Here is a 22,957-nt window from a genome sequence, read left to right on the forward strand (position 1 = left end):
TGCCTGCTCTGGTTCCCGCATGAAGCTCGGGGCTCAGTCCGCCGCTGCCCAGGCTTCACCTCGTAATACATGGCGATCACGCACACGTCGTGTATAGCCGACGCGATCAAAGAACTCCAGAATCTGAATGGCCCGTTTGCGGCCCAGCCCTGTCGCGTCTCGGAACTGCGCGGCGCTGACGCCTTGGCCGCTGTGCAGCTCCTTGACGATATTGGCTAGCACCGCGATCTGGCGGCGGTGATAGAACAGATCATGCACGATCTGAAACAGCTCGCCCTGGCGTACCAGTCGGCGCAGTACGTTGCGGGTCTGGTCTTCCGGGGCTTCGGTTTCTTTGGCCAGATCGCGTGTCCATGGAGGGTCGAAGCGGCCTGCCTCGATCAGGGGCAGCAGGGCGGTGGCTAAAGCTTGGTCTTCGGCGCTCAGAGTGACGCGGTGGCCTGGTGTATGCAGCCAGACTCCTTGTCGGGCCAGGCGCTGTTCTGCCAGCAGATATTCGGTCAGGAGCTGCCAGATTGCGTCGGGCATGGTGGGGGCGGCCATGCGTCGCAAGCGGCTGTTGGACAGGCCAGGCTCGTCCGGATTGCGCTCGTGAAACTGCAGCATCACGCTTTCTATGTGCTGACACAGCGCTTCCAGGCGCGCATCGCTGAGCAAGATGGGCTGACTTTGTGGGCGAGATCCGGTGTGCCAGCGGGCATTGGCGGGGGCGCTCAAGCCTTGTTGAGATCCTCCTGACAGACGCAGCAGCGTTGCTTCGTCCAGACCGTAAGGCGCTTGGGCCAGCAGGCCCTCCAACGGTCCGCCGCGTGTCCATTGCGCCAAGGCGTCCAGCCAGGCCAGACGTGTCGTAGAGCGTCGTTTGCGGTCCGGCGCATTTGGGTCCAGCACAATCCCGCCGCCGACGGTCTCGCTGGCCTGGGCGTTGCGCAAGATAAAGCGCTCGCCCGTCATGGTGCAGATCGGGCGGTCAAAGACCAACTGGACCTTGCCGGTCTGGCCGGGCTGCAAGGACTCGCCATCCAAAGGCACGGCATGGGCCGTCAGGTGAGCAGCCCCCATGTGGACATGCCAGGGCGACCAGGTACGTAGGGCGGGAATATCTTTGTCCAGCAGGCTCAACTCCACGTCGATACGTGTGGAGGGGATGAAGCAGCGGGCGTCGGCCAGCCAGTCGCCACGCTCGATATCCTGTACATCAATTCCGCCCAGGTTCAGGGCACAACGCTGGCCGGCACGGGCCTGGCGTGATGCCTGATTCTGGGCGTGAATGCTGCGCACTCGTACGGGTGTACCGCGTGGCATCAGGCGCAAGTCCATCGCCGGGCCATCCAGATCCAGCACGCCATCGTGCACTGTGCCGGTCACGACGGTGCCGTGACCTTGCAAGGTGAAGACACGGTCAATGGCCAGGCGGAAATAGCCTTTGCCATCCTGTTTGGTGGATTGCATGGCCTGTGCATGCAGATGCTGGCGCAGTGCTTCCAGGCCGGGTTTGTCGGCGGACAGGGCATCAACAACGAAGATGGGGGCATTGTCCAGAAAGCTTCCTTGGACAAGTGCTTGCAGCTCGGCTTTGACGAATTCAATTCTGGCAGCATCAGCGCGATCCGCCTTGCTCAGGACGATGGCTCCCGCCTGCAAACCCAGCAATTGCAGTACGGCCAGATGCTCGCGGGTTTGCGGCATGACACCGTCATCTGCGGCCACGATCAGCAGGCCAAAATCAATGCCGGTCGCACCTGCGACCATGGTGTGCACTAGACGTTCGTGACCGGGCACATCAATAAAGCCCAGGATCTGTCCGTCGGGCAAAGGCGTATAGGCATAGCCCAGCTGGATGGAGATGCCGCGCTTTTTTTCCTCTTCCAGACGATCGGTATCCACGCCGGTCAAGGCGCGGATCAAGGTGGTTTTGCCGTGATCGATATGTCCTGCGGTGCCAACAATCATGCTTGCTCGGGAATCAGTTGTGCGCTGAAGGCGGCCTCAAAGGGCTCTTCCAGGCAGCGCAAGTCCAGCCAAAAGGCATCTTGCGCAATGCGCCCGATGACGGGCTGGGGCAAAGTGCGCAGGCGTTTTTCCAGTTGAGTCAGATGGCGGCCCGGACGGCCTGTGCCTTGGTAGGCAAAGCGCAGTCCAAAGCTGGGTAGTACGTCTTCGGGCAACGCACCGCTGCCGATCTGGCTTAGCATGGCAGTGGGTTCGACTGCAAATTGTGTCCCCACCCATTGCTGCAAGACAGGGGCCAAACGTAGTGCTTGGGCACGCATTTCAGCCGAAGGTCGAGTCAGCAGACGCAAGGTGGTCAGGTGCTCGGGCAGGCGCTCTGGCGAACGGTACAAGGCCAGCACAGGTTCCAGTGCGGCCAAGGTGATTTTGCCCACGCGCAGAGCACGTTTGAGCGGGTTTTTCTTGATCTTGGCGATCAGGTCTGCACGGCCTACGATCAGACCGGCCTGGGGGCCACCCAGCAGCTTGTCGCCGCTGAAGGTCACGATATCGGCACCGGCTTCGATGGTCTCGCGCACGGTGGGTTCAGGCGGCAGGCCCCATTGGCTCAGGTCCACCAAGGTGCCGCTGCCCAGATCCACGCTGGTGGGCAGGCCGTGTTTTTTGGCTATCTGTGCAACTTCTTCGACTGAAACGCTTTTGGTGAAGCCTTTGACGGCGTAATTGCTGCAATGCACCTTCATCAACATGGCGGTGCGCTCGTTGATGGCGTTTTCGTAGTCAGCCGCGTGGGTACGGTTGGTGGTGCCTACTTCATGCAGGCGAGCACCGGCACGCTTCATGATGTCGGGAATACGAAAGGCTCCGCCAATTTCAACCAGCTCGCCACGTGACACCACGGTTTCGCGGCGGGGGCTCAGGGTGCTGAGCATCAGCAGCACGGCAGCCGCATTATTGTTCACGACTGTGGCGGCTTCAGCGCCGGTCAGTTCGCAGAGTAAGGGGTTGATCAAGTCATCGCGGTCGCCTCGGCCGCCGGTTTCCAGGTCAAACTCCAGATTGGCGGGCGAGCGCATGGCCTGGACGACAGCCTGTATGGCTTCATCCGGTAGCATTGCTCGCCCAAGATTGGTGTGCAGCACGGTGCCGGTCAGATTGAAGACCGGGCGCAGCTGCAAGCGGGATTCTTCCTGCAGTTGTGCTTGCAGTGCTTTGGCAAGCTGAGCGGGCTCCAGGTCCTGAGGGCTTAGTGCTCCCTTCAACACGGCCTCCCGCAGTGCCTGCAAATGGGCACGAGTGCGTTGACTCAGGCGTGTGTGACCGAACTGGCTTAGCAAGGGCTCGAACTCTGGCGAGCGCAGCAAGCGATCCAGGGAAGGGATGTGGGCGGGGGAGAGTTCAGGCGTAGGGCTCATCATTCAAAGGCAGGCGTTTGAGTCTATGGGCAGGGTCCGTCAGCTACGCCTTGTGCTCGGGGCAGCAAGGCGTAGGGGAATCTTAGCTTAAGACTGGTGCCAAAGAAGTGGATTGCCGCTGGCGCGGGAATAGCCTTCTTCACCCATCAGAACGTCCAAAGCCAGACTGGCCAGGTCGTCCGCTACCGGGTCAATGCCCAGCTGCTTTTCCTGATAGAAGATTTTGCGGTAGGTATGACAGTTGTCGCAGGACTCGGCCTTGATGCCTTCCGGGCCATCTTCAATGGCGTGATACGCCACGCTTTTGGTGCTTTCGCAATGCGAGCAGGTGACACGCACCAGATGCCATTCCACGCTGCAGCGCGGGCAGCACATGTAGCGGCAACCATCTTCACGACCACCCACACGCACCACGCTGGATACAGGTAGGCTGCCGCAGGACGGGCATACGCCAAAGGGGCTGGTTACAGACAGTTGGCCCTCGGTCAGCGAGCAGGCCAGGTGAGTCCAGTAAACCTGCAAGGCGGCCATGACAAAAGGTGCCGCGGCACCGTCTTGCTCAGGCAATTGCTCGGCCAGAATCGCGTCAGCCAGATCTTCCAGTTTTTGTGGGTCAGATTTGGCTTTCTTTAGCAGGCTCTGACAGACTTCTTGGGCGGCTGCAGGCACGTCCGAAGTGTTGATCATGTGATTGAGCAGACTGCTCAAAATGCTGAGCCATTGTGGATCACGCTTCCAGCCCGATGCCAGCAAGGGTGGCATACCGTGTCTTTGTGCTGTTTCCAGCACCTCGGCGGGCAGTTCGGCCGGGGGCAGGGCATTGAGTTGTTTGTGCTGTCCATCAACCAGATGGGCCAGCAAGAGCAGGTAGGCACCAACGGGATTGCCGTCAGCCAATTGACGCAGACGTGCTGCTCGGTCAGCAAAGACGCTGGCTCGCACAGGCAGGCGCAGTCGGGGGATGGAGGTGTGGTCCAGACTTTCGATTTCGCCGCGCGGAAGGATGCGTTGCAAGACAGACTCCTGAAAACAAGGCTGCCATGCCCGAAATGGTGCATGGCAGCCGGGTTGCTTATGTACCAGAGCCCCGCTTATTCGGCAGGACGGCTGGGACCTTTTTCCATTTCTTCACGGAACCAGGCGCGGTGGTGCTTCCAGGCCCAGGCACGGGTAACCGTACCGCGGGTCATGGCTTTGACCGAACCTTTTACCCAGATACCGGCGTAGATGTGCACGATAATCGCGCAAATCATCAGCAGGGCGCAGACCGCGTGCAGCACGGAGGCCAGGCGGATAGCCCAGATGGGGAAGAAGGCGGAAAAGTATTCGCGCCACATCACCACACCGGTTGCCAGCAGGCCGATCATGAAGATCACCAAAGCAAAAAACAGGATTTTTTGCCCGGCGTTATAGCGGCCTACTTCGGGAATGCGCTCGTCCTTGGCATTGAGCACGTCCTTGAAGTGACGCAGCCAGGCCGCGTCACCCTTGGAGAACATATTGTGCCGTACCATGCGGGCCGCAAACAGGAAAAAGCACACAAACATCACCACACCAATGAACGGGTGCAGAATGCGTGTCCACGGACCGCCGCCAAACAGGTTGGTCAGCCAGAACATTGACGGATGAAACAGCGCCAGCCCGGACAAGGCCAGGAGCACAAAGCTCATGGCAATGATCCAGTGATTAATGCGCTGACTGGTGGTGTAGCGCTGAATCAAGCCCTTGCGGTTGTGATCAGTCATGGTGAGCCTCCTGGATCTTGCGTGCGTCCTCGTCGGCGCGGCGCTCGTCTTCCTCGTCGGTCTCGTTAGGACCGGTTCGGATGTAGTGGAAGAAACCAATCAGGGCGGTCAGTGCCATGGCAGCAACCCCCAGCGGCTTGGCCACTCCCTTCCAGAGCGAGACCATCGGACTGATTTGCGGGTCCTTGGGCAGGTCGCTGTACAGCTCGGGCTTGTCGGCGTGGTGCAGCACGTACATGACGTGGGTGCCACCCACTCCAGCCGGGTCGTACAAACCTGCGTTTTCAAAGCCGCGCGATTTCAGGTCTTCGATACGCTCTGCAGCGTGGTGCTGCATGTCTTCTTTGGTACCGAACACAATCGCGCCGGTAGGACAGGTCTTGGCACAGGCCGGTTCCTGTCCGACCGCCACACGGTCCGAACACAAGGTGCACTTGTAGGCTTTCTTGTCCTTTTCCGAAATGCGAGGCACATCGAAAGGACAGCCGGTAACGCAGTAGCCGCAGCCAATGCAGTTTTCCTCGTGAAAATCCACAATGCCGTTGGTGTACTGCACGATGGCGCCTGGCGAGGGACAGGCCTTCAAGCAGCCTGGGTCCTCGCAGTGCATGCAGCCGTCTTTGCGAATCAGCCATTCCAGATCGCCAGCGGGGTTTTCATACTCCGCAAAACGCATGATGGTCCAGGACTTGTCGGTCAGGTCGGCCGGGTTGTCATACACCCCGACGTTGTGACCGATTTCGTCGCGCGTATCGTTCCATTCCATGCAGGCGACCTGACAGGCCTTACAGCCAATGCACTTACTGGTGTCGATCAGCTTGGCCACTTCCCCGCCCACGGGCTCGCGCACGCTGGGCGATGGGGTGGTGGTTGCGGAGCGCCGTTTGATATCAAGTGATTGCAAGGCCATGGCTTACTCCTTAACCTTTTCAAGTTGAACCAGGAAGGCCTTGGTCTCTGGCGTTTGCGAGTTGCCATCGCCTACCGGCGGGGTCAGCGCATTGATCAGGAAACCAGGTCGGGCCAGACCCACAAATCCCCAGTGCAGCGGGATACCCACTTGGTGGACAACCTTGCCATCCACGTTCAGGGCCTTGATGCGCTTGGTCACCACCGCCACGGCCTTGATATAGCCACGGTTGGAGGACACCTTGACGCGGTCACCTTGCACAATGCCCACTTCCTTGGCCAGCTCCTCGCCAATTTCCACAAACTGTTCGGGCTGCACGATGGCGTTCAGCTTCACGTGCTTGGTCCAGTAGTGGAAGTGCTCGGTCAGGCGGTAGGTGGTGCCCACATAGGGGAACTTGTCTACCGTACCCATGGCTGCCAGGTCGTCCTTGAAGATACGGGCCGCCGGGTTGGTCATGGCACGTGGTTCGTCAGGACTGAGCGGGTTGTAGCTCAAGGGGCTTTCAAAGGGCTCGTAGTGCTCGGGGAAGGGGCCTTCTGCCATGCCTTTACGGGCAAAGAAACGGGCGACACCTTCGGGGTTCATGATGAACGGGCCCATGCCATCAGCCGGATTTTCATCGGCTTTGTAGTCAGGGACATCCGCACCACCCCAGCGCTTGCCATCCCAGTGAACCAGGCTGCGGCGTGGGTCAAAGGGTTTGCCGGTCAGGTCACAGGAAGCACGGTTGTAGAGCACGCGGCGGTTTGCTGGCCAGGCCCAGGCCCAGTTCAGCGTCTGGCCGATTCCGGTTGGATCGCTATTGTCGCGGCGAGCCATCAGGTTGCCTTGCTGCGTCCAGGCACCGGCATAGATCCAGCAACCACTTAGCGTGGTGCCGTCGTCGCGCAATTCGGCAAAGCCGTCCAGCTGCTCGCCTGCCTTACGCGTGATCTTCGTCGGATCCTTGGGATCATGCAGATCCACCAGTGCGCGGCCCGAGTATTCCTTGGCCAGTTCAGCGGCGGTTGGATCATCCGGGTTGGAGTAGGGCCAGGACAGGTTCAGGATCGGATCAGGGAAGGCACCGCCTTCTTTCTGGTACAGCGAGCGAATACGCGTGAACAGCGTACTCATGATCTCAATGTCGCTCTTGGCCTCGCCCGGAGGGTTGGCGGCCTTCCAGTGCCATTGCAACCAGCGACCCGAGTTCACCAGTGCGCCTTCTTCCTCGGCGAAACAGGTGGTGGGCAGACGGAAGACTTCGGTCTGGATGGAAGCGGAATCGACATCATTGTGCTCGCCATAGTTCTTCCAGAACTCTGACGTTTCCGTAACCAGCGGGTCCATGATGACCATGTACTTGAGCTTGGAGAAACCACGCAGCAGCTTGGCCTTGTACGGTGCCGCCGCCAGGGGGTTAAAGCCCTGACAGATGTAGCCCGTCATCTTGCCTTCGTCCATCAGCTCGAACACTTGCAGCATGTCGTAGAGCTTGTCCAGCTTGGGCAGATAGTCGTAGGCCCAGTTGTTCTCGGCCTGGGCGGCATCACCAAACCAGGCTTTCATCAGGCTGACGTGGAACTTCTTGTAGTTGCGCCAGTAGCTTAGCTGGTTGGGGCGTAGCGGCTGTTGGGCACGTGCGCCGATGTAGCCGTCAAACTCTTTCTCGGCCTGGTTGGGCAAAGTCAGATAGCCGGGCAGCAGGTTGGACATCAAACCCAGGTCAGTCAGACCCTGAATGTTGGAGTGTCCGCGCAGCGCGTTCATGCCACCGCCGGCAATACCAATATTGCCTAGCAGCAGCTGGACCATGGCGCCGGTACGGATGATCTGCGAACCAATACTGTGTTGCGTCCAGCCCAGCGCATACAGGATGGTGCCCGCGCGACCCGGTTCAGCGGTCGAGGCCAGCATTTCACAGACTTTCAGGAACTTGTCCTTGGGCGTGCCACAGACGCGTTCCACCATCTCGGGCGTGTAGCGCTCGTAGTGCTTGCGCAGCAGTTGGTAGACCGAGCGTGGGTGTTGCAAGGTGGGGTCCGTCTTGACGTAGCCGTCCTCGCCCAGCTCGTAGTCCCAGGAGGACTTGTCGTAGCTGCGTTTTTCTTCGTTGTAGCCCGAATACAGCCCCTGCTCGAAGTCAAAGTCTTCGCGCACGATAAAGGGCATATCGGTGTAGTTGCGCACGTATTCGTGCTGGATCTTGTCGTTATCCAGCAGGTATTTGATGACGCCACCCAGGAAGGTGATGTCACTACCGGTACGTATAGGCGCGTAAAAGTCCGCTACGGATGCCGAACGCGTAAAGCGTGGATCCACAACGATCAGTTTTGCATTGTTGTGTGCTTTGGCCTCGGTCACCCATTTGAAACCACAGGGGTGCGCCTCGGCTGCGTTGCCGCCCATAATCAGCACAATATCCGCGTTCTTGATGTCGACCCAATGGTTCGTCATCGCTCCACGGCCAAACGTCGGGGCAAGACCTGCCACCGTCGGGCCGTGTCAGACACGTGCTTGGTTATCGAACGCCAGTACACCCATGCTGCGGATGACTTTATGGGTGACATAGCCCACTTCGTTACTACTTGCCGAAGCAGCCAGCATGCCGGTGGTCAGCCAACGGTTGACGACGGTGCCGTCTTCAGCAGTGGTCTGGAAGTTGGCGTCGCGGTCTTCTTTCATCAGCTTGGCAATACGCGTGAAAGCGTCTTCCCAGGAGATGCGTTCCCACTTGTCCGAGTCAGCGGCACGGTATTCAGGGTATTTGAGTCGGTTGGGGCTCTTGATGAAATCCACCAAGCCTGCGCCCTTGGGACAGAGTGTGCCGCGGTTCACGGGGTGGTCGGCATCGCCTTCAATGTGAACCACGCTGGGCTCGGCATTCATGGCGCCGTCACCACGGGAGTACAGCAGCACCCCACAGGCTACGGAACAGTAAGGACAGGTATTGCGCGTCTCTGTCATGCGGGTCAGTTTGTACTGCCTGACTTCCGCCATGGCGGGGGTGGGCGCAGCGCCCAGCAAGACCATGCTGGAACTGGCCAGCGAGGCCCCCGTCACTTTGAAGAACTGACGCCGATTCATGTTCACCATGCGGCTCTCCAATAGGATTGTGTTTTCGTGTTTGAAATCGTCAGGGGAGGCGCCTTGTGAGCTCTGCCCCTGTTTTATAGTTGAACAGTATAAGCGTTGAACTTATGGGCTACTGCCAAGAGGGCGTGTCTAATTGATCAAGGACAATCTTGATTCTATTGAGGTTTTCACGCCGGAGCCGCAAGTGTAGTCGGTGATGCGGGTATTCACCTACTATTTGCAAGGGATTTTTTCAATTTAGCGGGCTTGTTTGAAGAATTCGATCTGAAAGCTGCCGGGCAGTTCGAACTCCACGTGATGCAGAACTTGGGGCTCAATCGCCACACATTGTCCGGCTGTCAGCACCACTTCAGTAAAAGGCTCCTGATCCAGAGCAAAGCGCAGCACGCCGGTTTGAACACGCAGCAGGCCCCAGGTGCCAACTTTGGTGTTGTGGGCACGGCGCAAGGCCTCGGGCAAATTGTCCGGCGTGAAAACGGGGGATTGGCTGTAGCGCTCCAGCCCTTCAGGCAGGGTGTCAGGCAGGCGCGTTTGATTGCTTTGCGCCTGATAGGTCTGCCAAAGTTTGGCGGCAATGCGGTCTGCCATAGCGTCTGCCTTTTGTTGCAGGGTGGGTTTGCCCAGCGTGGCCGTGGTTTGGTGGAAAATTTCCAGCCAGCGTTCAAACAAGGGCCAGGATAACTCGGGCAGGGCCGCATGGCGCGCAATCGGGGCGCCCTTGAAGCGGCGTGTGCCCAGCAAAATGGCCGACCAGAAATCGCACAGCATATCCAGATGCTCGTCCCAGTCCTGCACATTGTGTTCAAAAATCGGGCCTAGCTGCGCATCTTGCCGAACCTGGGCGTAGAACTGGGTCACCAATTGGCGAATGTCGGCTTCAGTGTAAGCGGCCTGTGGCGGCAAGTGTGTCATGAGTATCAAGCAGAGAAGCTAAAAGTCGGCATTCTCGGTCTGCTTGAAAAGTACTCAAATGACAAAAGTCATGAGTGTGTCGATCGCTTAAAAAGAGCGTTGGGCTGGACTGGCCAAGCGGCGCAGGTGGGCCTGGTCATGTACCTGCCAATCGCTGCGCTTGCCACTGACGTAACCACGCGCCTGCCAGTCGGTGAACAATCGGCTCAAGGTCTCTGCCCGTATACCCAGATGGGCGGCCAGTTGCCGTTGGTTCAAGGGTAACTGGATTTTTTCCCCTTGGCGGGCTTGCAGATTGAGCAAGTAGTTCGCCAAACGCTCGGCGGCCGAGCTGGCTGAAATCCAGTCCACTTTATTGACTTGTGCATACAAGGCGCTGCTCAGGCCCGCCATCATGTTCATGGCCAGTTCGGGCCAGCGGCGGCAGGCTTCTTGCAGGCTGCTGCGCGAGAGTTTGTAGACGCGCACGGTTCCCTTGGCGCGAGCGCACATGGGGTAGCGACCATGCGGCATGAACATGGCGGCTTCCGCCACCAATTGGCCGGGCTCGAAAACATTGAAAACACGTTCGTCGCCATTTTGGCTGTAGCGCAGGATTTCTACCTGTCCACTGTCCACCAGCAAGCAATAGCGGGCCTCGTCGCCTTCATTGAACAGAATCTGCCCAGAGCTGGCGTTTTGAGCCAAAGCGTCACGGCACAAATGCTGGATGACCTCGATGGGCAAACCTTGCAGGAGACGGTGGCGAGCCAGCAATTCAAACAAAGCAGGACACGAGCCGGGCATGTTGACTTTTGTCATTGGGGGGCTGGGATGAAGATGGGAGAATTCCCATTTGATAATAGTTCTCATTATACAAATCTTCATGCCATATATCTATCAAGGGTTTCGTCGCTGGGCTGCATCTCAGGGAAAAAGTGCCCGTTCAGACAGAGGGCAATTGGCTATAGCCAGCCATGCGCGTGGACTTCCCTTAAATCAGGCTACCCCCAAGGCAATTGATGCTGGCTTATCAGGTAAGCGTGCTGCCATGCCCCGTCTGGATGAACTTGATCTAAAAAACGGGGCACAGGTTCACGTTTTTGGTGGGGTTAAGGAGCGGGTTCGTGCTCGGTTTGCCTCTACGACGCTGGGTAACTCCAAAAGAGATGGCCGTGGGATGTTCGTTCGCAAGGTCTTGAGCCGTGTTTTGCCTGGCTTGCTCCTGGCCTCGCTGGTAGCAGGTGCCCACGCCGCTCCCCGCTACGAGACTTTGACTTTGGCCGGCCCCGGTGCCGTGGTGTCCTACCCCTTGATGCATATGGCGCGGACCCAGGCCTTGAGCCAATACACGGACAAGCTGGAGTTTCGTCTGTGGCAGAACCCGGATCAGTTGCGTGTTCTGCTGGCTAAAAAGGAAGTGGATTACAGCGCTGCACCCAGCAATCTGTCTGCCTTGATGTTCAACAAGGGGCAGGCCGTCAAACAGCTGAATATTTCGGTCTGGGGCATTTTGTGGCTAGTCAGCCGTGATCCCGCCGTCAAGAGCTTTAGCGATCTGGCCGGTAAGGAACTGCTGGTGCCATTTCAGCGCGATCTGCCTGCTGTCTTGCTGGATACCTTGCTGGCCAAGCAAGCCCAAGGGGGTAAGGAAACTGTACGCTTGCGTCGTACGCGCGATGCTCAGGACGCCATTGCCTTGATGCTGACCGGCCAGGGCGATCAAGCCTTGCTAGTTGAACCCACTGCTTCCTTGCTCTTGTGGCAGGCGGAGCAGAAGAAGGTGGAGCTGCATCGCGGTCAAAGTCTGGAGCAAGCCTGGGCGCAGGCTTTTCCTTTGCAACAGGCGCTGCCTCAAGCCGGTGTCATGGCTAACGTCACTGTGGCCCACGATACCGAGCTGAATCAGGCCGTGGAACGGGCTTATGCCGAGTCGGCCCGCTGGTGCAGCCAGCAGCCGCAAGAGTGCGCCCAAATGGTTCATGGCTATTTGCCTCAGTTCCCGGTTCCGGCAATTCAAACCGCGATTGAAAAGACTCGTCTGGATAGTCGTCCAGCCAATGAAATCCGCCCTCAACTGGAGGCGCTGTACCAATTGCTGGCGGATCAGCATCCCCAAGCCTTGGGTGGTGGCCTGCCTGCTGCCGGGTTTTATGGACCATGAAAAGCAAGTCGAATTTATCGGCACGTAGCTCTCGTGCATGGGGCGTAGCGGGCGTGCTGCTGATCTTGCTGTGCTGGCAGATCAGCGCCATGTTTCTGGGGCCTTTGCTGATGGCCTCGCCCATGGAAACCGCCCGTGCGATTCCGCGTTTGATGATGTCCGGCCATTTTCTGAATGACGCCGGAGCCAGTCTGCTGCGCGTGGCAATTGGCGTCAGCGTGGGTTGCTCCATTGGTTTCACGCTAGGCATTTTGGCGGCACACAGCCCGCGTCTGCGTGGCTTGCTGGAGCCTTTGCGTTGGCTATTGATGGCGATTCCGCCTGTGGTGGTCGTTGTGCTGGCCATGCTCTGGTTTGGCCTGGGTTCGAGCATGGTGATTTTCATGACGGTGCTGATGATGGTGCCGGGCATGTACGTGAACACCGTCAAAGGAATGTTGCAGGTGGACCGAGATCTGATCGAGATGAGCCACGTGTACCGCTTTGGCTGGTGGCGCCGTCTGCGTCACCTGTATCTGCCTTCTCTGACGGCTCCTTTGACTGCCGCTTTGCTGATTGCTTGCTGCGGTGGGGTTCGTCTGGTGGTGATGGCCGAAGTGCTGGGTGCAGAAAGTGGCGCAGGCTATGCCTTGGCCAATGCACGTAGCACCTTTGACAGCGCCGAGCTGTACGCTTGGGTTGTGCTGATTCTGGGCTTGGTCGCCGCGATTGAATTTGTTCTGCTGCAACCCTTGCAGCGTCGTCTGGGACAGTGGCGGGAGGACAGCCATGCTTGAGCTAAGCCATGTCCAGGTCCTGTTCGGGCAAAAGCCGGTTTTGCAGGATTTAAGTTTCACCTTGAAAGCCGGGCAGCGCCTGGGCGTTCTGGGGCCTAGTGGCGAAGGGAAAAGTACCTTGCTGCGTTTGGTTGCGGGCCTGATCAAGCCTGATTCCGGCCAGGTCTGGAACGAGTTTCGTCACCCCGTGCTGGTGTTTCAGCAGCCCCGTTTGTTGCCTTGGCGCAGCGTGCTGGACAACGTGCAGATTCCGCTGCGTGCGCAAGGCTTGTCGGCTGCGCAAGCCAAAGAGCGTGCCATGTATTGGCTGGGGCAGGTGGAACTGGCCGATGTCGCCCAGTCCTGGCCCGGCGAGCTGTCCGGTGGCATGGCACAGCGGGTGGCACTGGCCCGCGCCTTTGCCTTGCAACCGGATCTTTTGCTGCTGGATGAACCCTTCAGTGCTCTGGACCCGGCGCTGCGCAATAGCCTGGCTCAAGTCTGCCTGCGCTGCCTGGAAGAAACCGGAGCAGCGCTGCTGTACGTCAGTCATCAACCCCGTGAATTGATGCGGGTCGCTGATTCCTGCCTGCTGCTGAAAAAGGGGCAAGGCCAGTTGTTTGAGCCGGTGGCCCCGGCGGATACCGCTGCCCGTGAGTGTCTGGCCGATTCCTTGTACGCCCAACTTTTGTCTCAGGAGGCTTTGACGCCATGACTGCCTATCCCGTGATCCTGCTGTTCCATCTGTTTGCCGCTCTGTTTTTCATCGGCACGGTGTTTTTTGAAGTCCTGATGCTGGAAGGCATACGCAAGCACGTTCCGCGAGAAGCCATGCGCACCTTGGAGATTGCCATTGGTGACCGTGCCCGCCGCATCATGCCCTGGGTTCTGCTGGTTCTGTACAGCGCCGGGATAGGTTTGGCTTGGCATCACCGCGCTGCGCTGGCCCATCCTTTCGATAACACTTTGGGCCTGTTTTTGACCATCAAGATTCTGTTGGCGCTTAGCGTTTTTGCTCATTTTCTGACGGCCATGACTTTGCGGCGCACCGGGCGCATGAAGTCCATCCATTTCAAGCGCATTCACCTAAGCGTGTTCTGTCACATGGTCGGGATCGTGATCCTGGCCAAGACCATGTTTTATCTGCACTGGTAATTTCACTTTCTATCGAGAATACGATGTCACACGTTCCTGTATTGCGTCGGCTGACAGTCAGCCTGGCGCTGGGAGGGCTGTGGTCGGGCGCCGCCTGGGCCGACCCGTCTACCTCCACCTTGTCTCCCATTGTCATCAAGGCGCCTGTCGGGCAAAGCGTGCTGCAGGCCGACCTGCGACAAGAAAAGGCTCGCCTGGATGCGGTGCCTGGTGGCACCAATTTGATTCAGCCGCAGGAAGAGCTGCGTCTGGTGACTTTGCGCGATGCCCTGGACTATCAGCCCGGCTTGATCGTGCAGGATTTCTTTGGCGGGATTGATCAGCCTCGGCTCAATATTCGCGGTTCGGGGATTCAAAGTAATCCGGTTAATCGAGGTGTCTTGCTGTTGCAAGATGGTCTGCCTTTGAACGAGGCGGATGGCTCGTTTGTGATCGGCTTTCTGGAACCGCGCAACAGCTCCTTGATCAGCGTGCGGCGTGGTGCAAATGCCTTGTCGGCCAGTGCGACCACTTTAGGTGGAGAATTGGATTTTCGCTCCATGAACGGTACGCAGGGTGACGCCATCAGCGTGGAGGGCGGCAGTTTCGGGCGTCTGGGTTTGTATGCCGCCAAGGGTTTTCAGACGAACGAGTTTGATGGGCGCTTGGCAGTCAGCCATGACAAGGCTGATGGCTACCGTCATCACTCGGATTCCGAGCGCACGAATGTGCAGGGCAATATCGGTTTCAAGCGCGGGCAGTTCGAGAACCGCACTTACCTGTCCTATGTGGATTTGAAGTTTGATATTCCCAATGTGGTCCCGCGTGAGCGTCTTTACAGCGATCCGCGCAGTGTGATGGGGGACTATGGCACGCCGCAGGATATGGCGGCCAATGTCTATAAGCGTGATCCGAATCGCAAGGCCACTCAATTCCGTTTGGCTAACCGTAGTTATTGGGGTACCGAGGATTTCAACCAGACCGTGGGCCTGTACTGGCAGACGGTGGACGATACTTTTACGAATCCGCAGGTGTCTTCGCCCACCAAGGGGAATACCTATGGCGCACAGTGGCAGTTGGCTGGTCGTGAAGGCAGCCTGGATTATCGCCTTGCCCTGGACTGGGCGCGCAGTGATATGGATCGTGAGTTGTATGCGGTCAATCCTGCCAATGGCAGCCGTGCCTTGTTCTTTGGGGACTATCGCCTGCGGGCTGAAAACCGCAATGCGCTGTTGGGTTTGAGCTGGAAGGTTGCGCCCCAGTGGACCGTGGTGGGGGATGTGAAGTACAGCCAGGCGATTCGTGATGCGCGCAATCGTTTGGGGGGCGATACCCTGAACCAGAAATGGTCCTACGCCAGCCCGAAACTGGGCGTGGTGTGGCAGCCGTCCGAGGATTTGCGGGTGTTTGCCAATGTCAGCCGCAGTCATGAGGCGCCTACGTATTGGGAGATCATCAGTGCGGAAGTACCGCAGCCCATGAATGTGCGCTCGGCAGTGACAGGGCTGACGGAATTGAATGTGCAAAAGGCGACGACTTTTGAGTTGGGTGGTGCCGGGCGCTGGGGCAGTGGCGAGTCGGCGGTGGACTGGTCCCTGGCTGTGTATCGCAGCAATGTGAAAGATGAGCTGATGGCTGTCAGTGATGCAACCGGGGCTTCATCAGTGACATTTAACTATGCTGATCGGACGCGGCACCAGGGCGTGGAGGCTGGTTTGAGCGGTTCCTTGCCTGCTCCGGCTGCAGGGCGCTGGGACTATCGTCTGTCCTATACCTACAGTGATTTCCGCTTCCGAGGGGGCGAGTATGAAGGCAATCGTATTGCCGGGGTGCCCAAGCATTTGCTGGGTGCAGAACTGATGTATCGACGTGGTGGCTGGCGGTTTGGGCCGAACGTGCGCTGGCTGGCTTCGGATACGCCGACCAACCATCAGAATGTGGAAGGCACGCATCAAAATGCTTATGCCATTTGGGGTTTCAAGGTCGCTTATCAGCATGACAAGCATTGGAGTGCTTATCTGATGGCAGATAACATTTTTGACAAGACGTATGCCAGCAGTTATGTGATTCGGCGTTCGGCTTCGGAGGCGATGCCTACTTATCTGGCGGGCAATGGCAGGAGTTTCTTTGGTGGGGTGAAATATAACTTCTGATCGTTTTTGATGCCTTGGTTTTTGGCTTGATGATTAGTTAACGATTAGGCAGGAGTTGTCTCAGTGTAGACGCCCCTCTGGCCTGCGCCGGGGCCATGGGGCTTGAGCACTTGCCGGTGCTGCGCACCGGTCCCCTTGTCAAGAGATCAGGCAGGGCGCACCCAGAACTCACCCGGTACTTGGTCCCCCGGACCAAGTACAAGCGTCGGGTTCAAACAGCTGGGTGCTTGAACCCCTGCCTGATCTCTCGCCTGCGGCAAGCACTCTGAATCGCCCCAAGGCCCCGGCGCAGGCCAGAGGGGCTCACAGGGAATTCTTGCCTTAAGGCTTTCCGACTACAGGGGCGTGACTTGGGCTTTCATTGCACGGTCCCTTGGATCGGCCACGGGTTTATGACGCTGTGTCTGGGTGGATTAAGGCCCGCTTGTATCTGAATTGTTGTTGTTGTTGTTGTTGTTGTTGTTGTTGTTGTTGTTGTGTAGTGCGGTGGAAGAGTGCCTCTGACGTGTTCAGAGGCTTTTTTTTGGTCTGTTTGGATGTGTGTCTTGATCAGGATCAGCCGATAGGGCGGTCAGGGTGCACTTTCAGAATTATCTGACAGACCGGGGTGGAACGGGTAGGTAAGTTCAGGGTTCACCGTTCTCTTACATCCTTAGGTTTGTCAGCCATGATGAATACATACTTGTTGACCACTGAAGATATTGATCCTCGCACTTTGCCCGAGCAGGCCGTGCTGTATGCCCATCTGTTGACACGAGATGCCATGAATGATGAGTGCGTGCGCAAGTTGATGGCCGCACCGCGTTTCGTGCGTTCGGACAAGGGTATTCCGTATGTGGTGCTCAAGGATATGCGAACGCATCGCTGGACCCTGATTCGTGCCTGGCGCGAGTATCTGGAGATCAAGCGCGAGCGTTTGGCCAGTCGTTTGGGAATCAGTGTGGCGGAATACAACGTGATCGAGAAAGGTCTTGTTCCATTGAGCCTGACGATGTTGGCTCTGTTGGCGCAGGGAATGGGTCTGGACGAGACGCAGTTGCAGATGTCTTCGTATCAGCCCGTGCTGGAACCTTTGGCTTTGAGCTAGTGCCAAGGGATTAAAAAGAAAGCTACGACAGGAAAGGGCAGGTGCAGGCAGCAGCTTGTGCCAGGCTCAAAAGCAGTTCCGGCCCCATCACGTTTATCGCGCGATGGGGCCGGTTTTTTGGTGCAGGATTTGGCTGGTTTTACTCGGCCGAGTCTTCGGTTTGCAGTTTCACTACCTGCTTGGCTCGGGTGTCGACATGCAGGGAGAAGATGTCGGGGCGCGAGTAGTGGCCGTAAACATCAAAGTCCAGGTTGGCCTGTTTGAGCAGGTCCATATCCAGTTCGGCGTACAGCTCGGTTTCTTCGTCAAACACCGGGCCGGCCAGCACTTCGCCGGTGGGGCTGACGATCATGCTGCCGCCGTGCATCACGTAGCTGTCCGGAGCAAATTCGCCGGGCAGGGCAAATTCTTTCTGGAAGGACTCGGGGTAGTTGTTCAGGCGGATGGCCTGGCAGGCGGACAGCACAAACACACGGCCTTCAACGGCGATGTGAATCATGGACGAGGCCCAGGTAGGGCGGTCGTCTGCCGTGGGAGCGCAGTACAGTTCGGTGCCTTGGGCATACATGGTCTGACGCAGGGTGGGCATGTAGTTCTCCCAGCAGATCACGTTGCCGATTCGGCCCATGGGGGTGTCGACAGTACCCATGGTGGAACCATCGCCAAAGCCCCAGACCAGACGTTCCTGGCCGGTAGGCATCAGTTTGCGGTGGATGCCCACCACGCCTTTGCCCGGAGCCAGTGTCAGAGCGGTGCAGTACAGGGTGCGGCCCATTTTCTCGATTACACCCATGACGGTGTACACACCGGTTTGGGTAACGGCATCGGCCAGTGCTTCCAGTTCAGGGCCACCTAGGGTGACTGCGCCTTCCACATACATCTGGTACAGGGCACGGCCTTCAGGACGGCGGTTGCCGATGACGCTGCCAAAGCTGATGCCTTTGGGATACCCGCCCAGAAAGGCTTCGGGAAAGACAGCCAGAGTGGCGCCATTGGCAGCTACGCGCTGCAAGATGGCGGCGGCTTTTTCGACACTGCTGGCAGAGTCAAACGGAATGGATGCCGCTTGTATAACAGCAACTTTGCTCATAACTAGGTCTCCTTTAAAGGTCAGCCTGCGGACAAGTCCACGTTTTTTGTTTCAGGCAGGCGGGTATACAGGATCAGGAAGCACACCAGGGATACCGCCGCCAGGTACCAGGCCGGTACGTTGGGGTTACCTGTGTACTGGATCAGGGCGGCAGCAATGAAGGGGCCAGGGCCAGCCAGCAGTGCCGACGAGACGTTGTGGCCCAGTGCGGCGCCGGTCGAGCGAATCGAGGCGGGGAACACTTCCACCAGCAGCACCACGTTCATGACGGCAGAGATGGCTACCAGGAAAGCCATGATGATCAGGCCCAGCAGAATCAGCGCGAGTTTGCCGGAGTTCATCATGATGAAAATCGGGTAGGCCATGATGGTCAGACCCGCAGCGGCAAACAAGGCCAGTTTGCGGCGACCGTAGTGGTCCGAGAAGCGGCCAACCAGCGGGTGCAAGATGCAATACACCACCAACGAGGCACTGCACAGCCACAGGGCCGAGGTTTTGCTCATTCCCAGGATGGAAATCAGGTGGTTATTGGCGTAGGTGATGAAGTAGTACAGCGACACCAGGAACAGGGCGGAGAACGCAAAGGACAGAACAAAGGCGTTGAACTTGTCCTTGGACGAGACGCGCTCCAGTGTGTTGTTGGCTTTCTTTTCCTGCAGCTCGTGGTAGACGGGGGTGTCGTTCAGTTTGCGACGGATAAAGACCGCAATGAAGGTCATCACAATCGACAGCACGAAGGGCACACGCCAGCCCCAGCTGTAGACTTGGGCTTCGGTCAGCGTGGCGTTGATGGCGGCAGCGGTGGCGGTACCCAACAGGAAGGCGATGCCGGCGGTGAAGGTCACCACGCTGGCGGCGGTGGCACGACGGTTGGAGGGGGCGCTTTCCACCAGGAAAATACCGGCAGCGGACCACTCGCCACCCACCATCATGCCTTGCAGGAAGCGCAGCACCACCAGCAAGATAGGAGCCGTAATGCCGATGGTGTCATAGCCAGGCAGCAGGCCAATCAGAGTGGTGAACACGCCCATGCCAAAGACGGTAATCATCAGCACGGTCTTGCGGCCAAAGCGGTCGCCTATGGGGCCCAGAATCAGGGCGCCAAAGGGGCGCGAGACAAAACCCACGGCAAATACGGCCAGGGACGAGAGCAGGGAAACGCCAGCGGCGTCGGATGGAAAATAGATGCTGCCGATAATGGCTGCAAAGTAGCCATAGATCGCGAAGTCAAACCATTCCATGAAGTTGCCAATACCAACGGCAACAACTTGTTTTTTACTTAAGCCCGGCTGGCCTGGGGGGGCCGATTTGGCATGTGCAGGGGCGACGGTAGCAGTGCCCATAAAGATCTCCTCGAGCAGGGCAGGTGAATACCCGACCCTTATTGTGGTTGTGGCTGATTTTTAGTCTAATCAAGCCAAATAATTATTCAAACTAATTAGAAAAATGGCTTCCATTAATATCGCTAATATCAGGCGGATGGATCTGAACCTGCTGCTGGTGTTCCAGTGCTTGATGAACGAGCGCAGCGTGACCAAGGCCGCCAATGCCCTATTTCTGACCCAGGGCGCGGTCAGCGCGTCTTTGCGCAAGTTGCGGGTGGTATTCAATGACGAGCTGTTTACCCGTGGTTCGCACGGAATGACGCCTACGCATCGGGCCTTGGAGATTGCCCCGCAGATATCCGAGGCCCTGAAAAGCATCTCGGCGCTGGTCACATCCGAGCAGGAGTTCGATCCAGCTCGCTCCAGCCGGGTTTTTCGCATCGCTTTGTCCGACGATCTGGAAAATATGCTGGCCAAACGCATGATTCGCATGGCTGACGAGCAGGGCTGGACGATCAGTTTTTCCTTCTACCAAACGAATAGCTATTTGTGGCCGCAAAGCATGGTGGAGCATGGGGCGGATCTGGCGATTTGCTCCAGCCCCAAATTTCTGAGCACCATGCACAAGTCGCAAGTGCTGTTTTCCGCTTCCTATATCTGCATTTACGATAAGCAGTCCATTGCGTTTTCAACCCCCATCAGCAAGCAGGAGTATCTGCATGCTCATCATGGGCGGGTGTCCTTTGACGGCTTGCGCGGCTTTGTTGATGAACTCTTTGATGCCGAGCGACTGCAGCGCAAGGTCAAGGCCTCGTTCACGCATTTTTCCGGGGCAATCAACGCCATTATTGGCAGCCCTTTGGTGCTGACCATGCCCGATTACGCCGCCCGTTCCTTTGTGGAGTGCAATAGTCGATTAGCCGTCTCGCCGGTGCCGTTGCGAGTGCCATCTTTTGTGGTGTCCATGATTTGGGACATCAACAAGGAACATGATGAAGAAAGCCGCTGGTTGCGGCGTTTTGTGCTGGAGCTGACCGAGTCTGTCAGCCAGTGACGTGCTGCTGATACGATCCGGCGGCGTACTATTGCCCCTGTTCTGTTTTCTTTTCTACTATCCGCCATGCGAATTTTATTGATTGAAGACGAGCCTGATTTGGCCCTGTGGCTGACACGCAGCATGCAAAAGAAAGGGTTTGCAGTCGAGTGGTCCAACGACGGGATGGTGGCCTACCATCGTTTGCAGATCGAGGAATTTGATGCGCTCGTCCTGGACCTGGGCTTGCCGGGCATGGACGGACGTGCCTTGCTGGCACGTCTGCGTTCGGAGGATAACCGGACTCCCGTGTTGATTTTGACGGCTCGCGACTCCTTGCAGGAGCGAGTGGAAGCCCTGGAGTGTGGGGCGGACGATTTTTTGCCCAAACCTTTTCGTATTGAAGAGCTGGTGGCGCGCGTCAATGCCCTGATTCGTCGTAGTCGGGGCAAGGACAAACCGCGTATGGCGTGTGGCAGCCTGATCTATGACTTGTCCACACAGCGCTTTACGCTGGATTCGGCGCTTCTGTCCGTGTCACCGCGCGAGGCCGAGGTGCTGCGTATTCTGGTGCAGCGTAGCGGAGAACCTGTGAACAAGCAGTTCATCCTGGATCGGCTCAATGACAAGGATGAGGATGAAATCAATATCGAAGCGATCGAGGTATTGGTGCATCGCTTGCGCAAGAAACTGCAGTCCTCGGATGTCCATATCGTCACTTTGCGCGGCGTAGGTTATTGCCTGGAGCCTGTGGGCGATGATGAGCCTTAGCGTATTGCCTTATCGGGGGCAAATATGGCCTTAAGCAGTCTGCGTCGTACTTTGTTGTTCATGCTGATTCCTGCGGCCTTGCTGACCTCGGGCGTGTCCCTGTTTGTTTCCAGCATGACTCTGAAGGATCAGGTCAACGCCGCGTTTGACCGGGCTTTGGCCGGTGCCTTGAAGTCCATGTCGTCCAATGTCTTGACCATTAGTGGCGGGCTGGCGATGGAGCAGTCTTACTACATGATGGAGTTCATGGAGTACACCATCAGCAGTCAGGTGTATTTCAGGGTGGCTACTGAAGATGGTTTATCGGAAATTGGCTTTACCGGTATGCCGCTGCCAGTGCGGCGTCTGCTCAGTAATCAGCCCGTTTTCTATGACGCTGAATATCTGGGAGAGCCCTTGCGCATCGCGGCGGTGGCGCTGGAGTCGGATGGACGCTTGCAGACTTATCAAGACAGCCGAATCCTGATTCAGGCAGGTGAAAACCTGAGCGAGCGCCATGCTTTCATACGCAAAGTCATTATCCAGAATCTGATTCAGGACGTGGCGGTGCTCAGCCTTTTCATTATTCTGATTCTGGTTGGCACCTTGCTGGCGCTACGCCCTTTGCGCAAGTTGAGCGCCGAGGTACGGCATCGTTCCCCCGATAATCTGGAACCGATCAGCGAGGCCAGCCTGCCGCGAGAGGTCCGGCCTTTGGTACAGACCATCAATTTGCATATGGATCGTTATGCACGCAAATCACGCGAGCAACAGCAGTTTCTGGACGATGCCTCGCACCAGTTGAAAACCCCCTTGGCTGTTTTGCTGACCCAGGTGGATTTTGCCCTGTCTCTGGCCAAGACCGATGAAATGAAGGAGGTGCTGGAGGCAATTCAATTACGCTTGAACAACACGGCCCAGATGACGCATCAAATGGTGGCCTTGTCCAGGGTTCGCGATGCTGCTGACCAGCTACGCACCCGCGCAGCCTTGGGCACAGTCGACTTGTGCCAGCAGGCCGGGCTGGTGGTGGATGAGCTCTGGAGCCTGGCGAGGTCCAAGCGTCAGGACCTGGGCCTGGACGCGCCCTCCACCCCTGTTCGGGTAGCCGGGGAGGCTTGGCTCTTGCAACAGGCTTTAAGCAATATGGTCAGCAATGCCATCAAGTACTGCCCACGTGCTGCATGCATTACGGTAACGGTGCGCAAGGAAGGGCCGGTGTGCAGCATTCAGGTTGAAGACGACGGTCCGGGTATGAGTGCTGATGATATGGCCAAGGCAGGCCATCGTTTCAGGCGTGGCGAGGCGGGGAAGGCCTTGCAGGGCTCCGGTTTGGGGCTGGCGATCGTACAGGCTATTGCACAGATTCATGGCGCTCGCATGAGCTTGCGGACAGGCCCGCAGCAGCGTGGTTTGATTGTGCGTTTGGAGTTTGATTCGCTTGAACACTGATTGGATTGTTCAGGGTATACCC

The 22,957-nt window shown here is 57.7% G+C and carries 19 protein-coding genes; 9 read left to right on the top strand and 10 right to left on the bottom strand.

Annotation, left to right across the window (positions count from 1 at the left end; genetic code table 11):
• Positions 1–33: 33 nt before the first annotated feature.
• The 8 genes from selB to D0C27_RS05535 form a co-directional block, all read right to left on the bottom strand.
• Positions 34–1,953: a selenocysteine-specific translation elongation factor gene (gene selB / locus D0C27_RS05500; protein ID WP_137430583.1), complete on the bottom strand. Its 1,920-nt coding sequence runs from the start codon at positions 1,951–1,953 to the stop codon at positions 34–36.
• Positions 1,950–3,368: an L-seryl-tRNA(Sec) selenium transferase gene (selA, locus tag D0C27_RS05505; protein WP_137431543.1), complete on the bottom strand. Its 1,419-nt coding sequence runs from the start codon at positions 3,366–3,368 to the stop codon at positions 1,950–1,952. The genes selB and selA overlap by 4 nt, the downstream gene beginning before the upstream one ends.
• Positions 3,369–3,455: 87 nt before the next feature.
• A complete protein-coding gene (fdhE, locus tag D0C27_RS05510) occupies positions 3,456–4,382 on the bottom strand; it encodes a formate dehydrogenase accessory protein FdhE (protein WP_137430584.1) in 927 nt (308 codons plus the stop codon).
• Between the two features lie 77 nt (positions 4,383–4,459).
• Positions 4,460–5,113: a formate dehydrogenase subunit gamma gene (locus tag D0C27_RS05515; protein ID WP_009463457.1), complete on the bottom strand. Its 654-nt coding sequence runs from the start codon at positions 5,111–5,113 to the stop codon at positions 4,460–4,462.
• Complete coding sequence (gene fdxH, locus D0C27_RS05520; protein WP_021447214.1) at positions 5,106–6,023, bottom strand: formate dehydrogenase subunit beta; 918 nt, start codon at positions 6,021–6,023, stop codon at positions 5,106–5,108. The genes D0C27_RS05515 and fdxH overlap by 8 nt, the downstream gene beginning before the upstream one ends.
• Positions 6,024–6,026: 3 nt before the next feature.
• Positions 6,027–9,101 carry a formate dehydrogenase-N subunit alpha gene (gene fdnG, locus D0C27_RS05525; protein ID WP_137430585.1) on the bottom strand — a complete coding sequence of 1,025 codons (3,075 nt, stop codon included), beginning with the start codon at positions 9,099–9,101 and terminating at the stop codon, positions 6,027–6,029.
• Positions 9,102–9,338: 237 nt separating this feature from the next.
• Positions 9,339–10,013 (bottom strand): DUF1971 domain-containing protein, encoded by a 675-nt coding sequence (locus D0C27_RS05530; protein ID WP_137430586.1) that lies wholly within the window; start codon positions 10,011–10,013, stop codon positions 9,339–9,341.
• Positions 10,014–10,100: 87 nt separating this feature from the next.
• Positions 10,101–10,814, bottom strand: coding sequence for a Crp/Fnr family transcriptional regulator (locus tag D0C27_RS05535; protein ID WP_088451921.1), 714 nt, complete (start codon positions 10,812–10,814; stop codon positions 10,101–10,103).
• A gap of 229 nt (positions 10,815–11,043) precedes the next feature.
• Between D0C27_RS05535 and D0C27_RS05540 the strand changes: the two genes are divergently transcribed.
• The 6 genes from D0C27_RS05540 (at position 11,044) to D0C27_RS05565 (ending at position 17,285) form a co-directional block, all read left to right on the top strand.
• Positions 11,044–12,156, top strand: coding sequence for an ABC transporter substrate-binding protein (locus D0C27_RS05540; protein WP_238441729.1), 1,113 nt, complete (start codon positions 11,044–11,046; stop codon positions 12,154–12,156).
• The gene (locus D0C27_RS05545; RefSeq protein ID WP_137430587.1) at positions 12,153–12,932 is read left to right on the top strand and encodes an ABC transporter permease; all 780 of its coding nucleotides are present in this window, start codon (positions 12,153–12,155) and stop codon (positions 12,930–12,932) included. The genes D0C27_RS05540 and D0C27_RS05545 overlap by 4 nt, the downstream gene beginning before the upstream one ends.
• Positions 12,925–13,626, top strand: a complete 702-nt coding sequence (locus D0C27_RS05550; RefSeq protein ID WP_137430588.1) for an ABC transporter ATP-binding protein — start codon at positions 12,925–12,927, stop codon at positions 13,624–13,626. The genes D0C27_RS05545 and D0C27_RS05550 overlap by 8 nt, the downstream gene beginning before the upstream one ends.
• The gene (locus D0C27_RS05555) at positions 13,623–14,066 is read left to right on the top strand and encodes a CopD family copper resistance protein (protein WP_094197930.1); all 444 of its coding nucleotides are present in this window, start codon (positions 13,623–13,625) and stop codon (positions 14,064–14,066) included. The genes D0C27_RS05550 and D0C27_RS05555 overlap by 4 nt, the downstream gene beginning before the upstream one ends.
• 23 nt (positions 14,067–14,089) lie before the next feature.
• Positions 14,090–16,198, top strand: coding sequence for a TonB-dependent receptor family protein (locus D0C27_RS05560; protein ID WP_137430589.1), 2,109 nt, complete (start codon positions 14,090–14,092; stop codon positions 16,196–16,198).
• A gap of 667 nt (positions 16,199–16,865) precedes the next feature.
• Complete coding sequence (locus D0C27_RS05565) at positions 16,866–17,285, top strand: helix-turn-helix domain-containing protein (RefSeq protein WP_060185408.1); 420 nt, start codon at positions 16,866–16,868, stop codon at positions 17,283–17,285.
• A gap of 139 nt (positions 17,286–17,424) precedes the next feature.
• Here D0C27_RS05565 and D0C27_RS05570 read toward each other — a convergent pair whose 3' ends face one another.
• Positions 17,425–18,375 (bottom strand): carbon-nitrogen hydrolase family protein, encoded by a 951-nt coding sequence (locus D0C27_RS05570; RefSeq protein ID WP_021447211.1) that lies wholly within the window; start codon positions 18,373–18,375, stop codon positions 17,425–17,427.
• Positions 18,376–18,395: 20 nt separating this feature from the next.
• On the bottom strand, positions 18,396–19,718 hold the full coding sequence (locus tag D0C27_RS05575; RefSeq protein ID WP_137430590.1) for an MFS transporter: 1,323 nt from the start codon (positions 19,716–19,718) through the stop codon (positions 18,396–18,398).
• A gap of 136 nt (positions 19,719–19,854) precedes the next feature.
• On the opposite strand from D0C27_RS05575, the gene D0C27_RS05580 reads away from it, so the two are divergent.
• The 3 genes from D0C27_RS05580 (at position 19,855) to D0C27_RS05590 (ending at position 22,935) form a co-directional block, all read left to right on the top strand.
• The gene (locus D0C27_RS05580) at positions 19,855–20,754 is read left to right on the top strand and encodes a LysR family transcriptional regulator (RefSeq protein WP_021447210.1); all 900 of its coding nucleotides are present in this window, start codon (positions 19,855–19,857) and stop codon (positions 20,752–20,754) included.
• 66 nt (positions 20,755–20,820) lie between these two features.
• A complete protein-coding gene (locus D0C27_RS05585; protein WP_060185405.1) occupies positions 20,821–21,504 on the top strand; it encodes a response regulator in 684 nt (227 codons plus the stop codon).
• Positions 21,505–21,528: 24 nt separating this feature from the next.
• Entirely contained in the window at positions 21,529–22,935 is a 1,407-nt protein-coding gene (locus D0C27_RS05590) for a sensor histidine kinase (RefSeq protein WP_035270193.1), read from the top strand.
• Positions 22,936–22,957 lie beyond the last annotated feature (22 nt).

Source organism: Alcaligenes faecalis (assembly GCF_005311025.1).
GTDB classification, from domain to species: Bacteria; Pseudomonadota; Gammaproteobacteria; order Burkholderiales; family Burkholderiaceae_B; genus Alcaligenes; species Alcaligenes phenolicus.